This window comes from Brachyspira sp., from assembly GCF_050873525.1.
Classification (GTDB): domain Bacteria; phylum Spirochaetota; class Brachyspiria; order Brachyspirales; family Brachyspiraceae; genus Brachyspira.
The window spans coordinates 1-4291 of sequence record NZ_JBNMIZ010000224.1 but is presented as its reverse complement, the minus strand read 5'-3'; the positions used below and the strand labels follow the sequence as shown (position 1 = coordinate 4291).

The window sequence follows — 4291 nt, the reverse complement described above, 5'->3', positions numbered from 1 at the left end:
TTAATGGCTTGTATTGTATTGTATTGTATTGTATTGTATTGTATTGTATTGTATTGTATTGTAGAATTTACATCCGCTCATTTTTCAAAAGTCCTTTTTTCAATTTTTAATTCTATCAATTTAGGAAAATTATAGCATAACTGATAAAAAATGTCAACGATAATTTAAAGTTAAATTAATAATTTTTATTTATATTTTTTATTAAAATACCGCTTGCAATAATATCGACTTATAAATAAAATATAATATCTTTAAATTATTTCAAGTGTTGGAGAAACTTAATGATAAAAAATATAGCTCATATAAGATTTAGAGATTCTAATATTGGAAAATTTGAACATTTGCATATAAAAGATATAAAAGTAAAAGATTACTGCGTTGTGGAAACGGACGATGGAATAGAATTGGGAAATGTAATTAATTTTGAAGATATAGATTTGGATTTATTAAATAAAGAAGAAAATCATAAAATCGAAGACGGCGAAGATAATAATTTGGAAGATGTGTCCGAAGAAATAAAAAAAATGGTGGACAAAGAACATCATCATAAAAACAAAAATAAAAATAAAATATTTAACATTTTGAGAATAGCCGACAAAAACGATATGGAACAATTCGATATAAATAAAAAAGATTCCATAGAAGCTTTTAAAATCTGCAAAGAAAAAGTGATTAATCATAATCTGGATTTGAAACTTATAAGTTCTTATTATTTTTTAGACAGAGCGAAATTATTATTTGAATTCATAGCTGAAGAGCGAGTCGACTTCAGGGAATTGGTAAAAGATTTGGCGTCCCATTTTAAGATAAGAATAGAATTAAGACAAATAGGAGTGCGAGACGAAGCGAGAGCAATCGGCGGATGCGGAATTTGCGGAAGAGAATTATGCTGCAGAATAAAGAGAACAAAATTTGAAACGATAACTATAAAAATGGCTAAAGAACAAAGTATGCTTTTGAATACGGTTAAAATATCGGGGCAATGCGGAAGATTAATGTGCTGCTTGGCGCATGAATATGACGCCTATTGTTGTTTGAAAAAAGATTTGCCGAAAGTGGGAACTAAATTAGTTTTTAATAGCGTTCCCGCGATAATAAAAGATATGAATCCTTTAAATAAAAAATTATTGATAGAAACGGAAGATAAAAGACTTATTTATATTAATCTTAACGATTTAAAAACCGAAGGCGGATTTTTAGTCGCAAATATAAAAACTTAAAATATAATTTGAAAATCTAATTAATTAAAAGAGGTTATAATGTCAGAAAAAATAATGTTAAGCGGAATTCAACCGACAGGCGCGCTTCATATAGGAAATTATTTGGGAGCTTTGAAAAATTGGGAAAATATATTAAACGAATATTACGGATTCTTTTTTATAGCCGATTATCATGCAATAACGATTGAATATGACGCAAAAGAAATGCAAAAAAGAATACTCGATACGGCGATAGAATATTTGGCATGCGGACTTAATTTGGAAAAATGCTCAATATTCGTTCAATCGGATGTAGAGCCTCATACGGAATTGGCTTGGATATTTAATTCGATTATTCCCGTTGCCGAACTTGAAAGAATGACTCAATATAAAGATAAATCAAGAAAGAACGCTGAAAATATAAACGCGGCACTCCTCACCTACCCTTCTTTGATGGCGGCGGATATTTTGCTTTATCATCCAGATATTGTTCCAGTGGGAGAAGACCAGGAGCAGCATGTGGAACTTACAAGAATGATAGTGAGAAAATTCAATAATAGATACGGAGAATATTTTAAAGAGCCAGAAACTTATCATGGAAAAGTTTTAAGAATATTAGGGCTTGACGGAGCAAATAAAATGAGCAAATCTTTAAATAATCATATTCCTTTGAGATTAAGCGCCGAAGAAACTGAAAAATTGATTTTGCAAAAAGCGGTTACCGACCCGAATAGAAAATTAAAAACCGATAAAGGAAATCCCCAAATCTGCAATGTTTACAGTTATCATAAAATATTTTCAAGCGAAGAAGAACAAAAAGAAATTTGCGAAGGCTGTTTGAATGCAAATATAGGCTGCGTTCAATGTAAAAAATCGCTTGCAAAAAATATCAATAAGGAACTTTCGCCAATAAGAGAAAAGATAGAAAAATTTTCAAACGATAAAGATTATGTTTACGATGTTTTAAACGAAGGAAAAAAATCCGCTTTAAAAGTCGCCCAAAAAACTTTATATGAAGTGAGAGATTTAATGGGATTATTGGATAAAAGAAGATTCAATAATTCAAATTAATATCAAATCTGTCGTTCAATAACGGAATAATATTTATAACTGGTTCTTCATAAGGATGAATTTCTTTAACCGTTTTAATAATATTTTCTATATTTTTTATATCGGTTGAAAATTCTATTTTATCTTCGTCCGCTTCGGAAATTTTGCCAACCGTTCCGTCAAAAGGATTAGCTCCAGCAAGAGGACGCCAATAGCCTTTTATTTTTGTAATCGACATAACATTATCGTAATTGCCGACTCCCAAAGCTCCGATATTATTCAAAGCTTCTCTTAATTTATTCGTATATTCTGCGGGAATAAATATTTCGATTTTTACTTTTTTGAAGTTCATATATTGTCCTTTGTATTTTGTTTTAATTATATATCATAATAAGATTTATAAAATATGATATTTTTTACTATAAATTTTACTTAATTATTAGTTAACATAATATTTACTTTTTATTAATTTATTAAAAAAAATATCTAATTAACATAATCTTAAATCCGAAAATAATACAAAATAATTTTAATAAGAGGTAAACGACAATGAAAACATTAACTTTAACTTTATTATTTTTATCGATTAGCTTAAACGCTTTTGCCATAAGCAGAGAAGAAGAAAAATTTTTGAACGCCGCCGAAAAAGGAAACATAGAAGAAATTAAATCCATATTAGAAAAAAATAGAAATTTAAATATCAACACAAAAGACAAAAACAATAATACGGCTTTAATATTTTCTTCGGCTTTCGGCTATAGCGATATTGTGGAACTGCTTATAGAAAACGGAGCGAATATCGAATTCAAAAATAAGATGGGAGGAAACGCTTTAATTCTTTCTTCTTACGAAAATAATTACGATATAGCAAAATCGCTTATAGATAGAGGAGCGGATATTAATACGAGAGATAAAAACGGAAACACGGCTTTAATAATCGCTTTAAATCAAAAGAATCCCGAAACGGCTAAACTGCTTATAGAACATGGAGCGGATGTTAATGCAAGAGGCGAAAACGACTGCGCTCCTTTAATGCTTCCTTCCTACTACGGAGATTGCGATATAGTTAAATATCTTGTAGAAAACGGAGCGGATGTTAACGCTACGGACACAAACGGATGGACAGCGTTAATGTTTGCCGCAAAAAACGGATACGAAAATGTTGGAAAAATTCTTATAAAAAACGGCGCGGATATTAGTATGCAAGATAAAGACGGAAATACTGCATTATCTATAGCCAAAGAAGAAGGTTATAGAGATTTTATAAGGATATTAAGAGTAAAAAAGAAAAGAAGATAAAATTTATAATTGGTTGCATAATTAAATCGAGGCATGGTAATAATAGATTGCCATGCCTTAATTTTAATAAAATTACAAATTTAATAAAAATTTATTTTCAAATTCTCAATTTTATAAATAGTGGATTGCATCGCCTCTGTTGAGTCTCGCAATGACGGAATTATTAAATATTCTCGCAATGACAAATTTTATTTAGCTACAGCTTTTCTAAATATTTATTTTATCTTGTGTAAATAATATTAATCGATTGAAATAAATTTGAATTAACTTTTTTTATTATTGAATATATTTTCTTTCTTACAATATGTGCATAAAAATTCTTTGAATTTATGAACGGTATCTCTGCTCATTGTATGCTCTATTAAACAGGCTTCTTCGTCCGCTCTCTTTTCTTCGACTCCCAAAATATTTGTAAGAAAATAATAAAATATCGCATGTCTTTCGGCTATATCTTTTCCTATCGCTCTTCCCGATTCGGTAAGTTCTATATCTCCGTAATGTTCATGATTTATATATCCCAATTTTGAAAGAGTTTTTATCGCCGTATTGACGCTTGCTTTCGAGCGCCCGACCAAATCGGCTATGTCGGTTATTCTTATAGCTTCTTTGAAATTTTTTTCCACTTCCAAATTGTAGATACTTTCTAAATAATTTTCCAATATAGGCGTTATTTCCTGTTTCATAATAATTATTGTAATATAAAGAGATTAATAAGTCAATATTAAATTATAAATATATTAAAC

5 protein-coding genes are annotated in these 4291 nt (G+C 29.4%); 3 read left to right on the top strand and 2 right to left on the bottom strand.

Annotated elements, in window-relative coordinates:
- Positions 1-281: 281 nt before the first annotated feature.
- Positions 282-1220 carry a PSP1 domain-containing protein gene (locus ACR0QS_RS11605; RefSeq protein ID WP_432633612.1) on the top strand — a complete coding sequence of 313 codons (939 nt, stop codon included), beginning with the start codon at positions 282-284 and terminating at the stop codon, positions 1218-1220.
- Positions 1221-1259: 39 nt separating this feature from the next.
- On the top strand, positions 1260-2270 hold the full coding sequence (gene trpS, locus ACR0QS_RS11600) for a tryptophan--tRNA ligase (RefSeq protein WP_432633611.1): 1011 nt from the start codon (positions 1260-1262) through the stop codon (positions 2268-2270).
- On the opposite strand, the gene cutA is transcribed toward trpS, so the two are convergent.
- Positions 2254-2601, bottom strand: a complete 348-nt coding sequence (gene cutA / locus ACR0QS_RS11595; protein ID WP_432633610.1) for a divalent cation tolerance protein CutA — start codon at positions 2599-2601, stop codon at positions 2254-2256. The two genes, trpS and cutA, sit on opposite strands and share 17 nt — an antisense overlap.
- A gap of 197 nt (positions 2602-2798) precedes the next feature.
- Between cutA and ACR0QS_RS11590 the strand changes: the two genes are divergently transcribed.
- Positions 2799-3548 (top strand): ankyrin repeat domain-containing protein, encoded by a 750-nt coding sequence (locus tag ACR0QS_RS11590; RefSeq protein ID WP_432633609.1) that lies wholly within the window; start codon positions 2799-2801, stop codon positions 3546-3548.
- Between the two features lie 263 nt (positions 3549-3811).
- Here the strand turns inward: ACR0QS_RS11590 and ACR0QS_RS11585 are convergent, their stop codons facing one another.
- Entirely contained in the window at positions 3812-4231 is a 420-nt protein-coding gene (locus ACR0QS_RS11585) for a metal-dependent transcriptional regulator (RefSeq protein WP_432633608.1), read from the bottom strand.
- Positions 4232-4291: the final 60 nt, after the last annotated feature.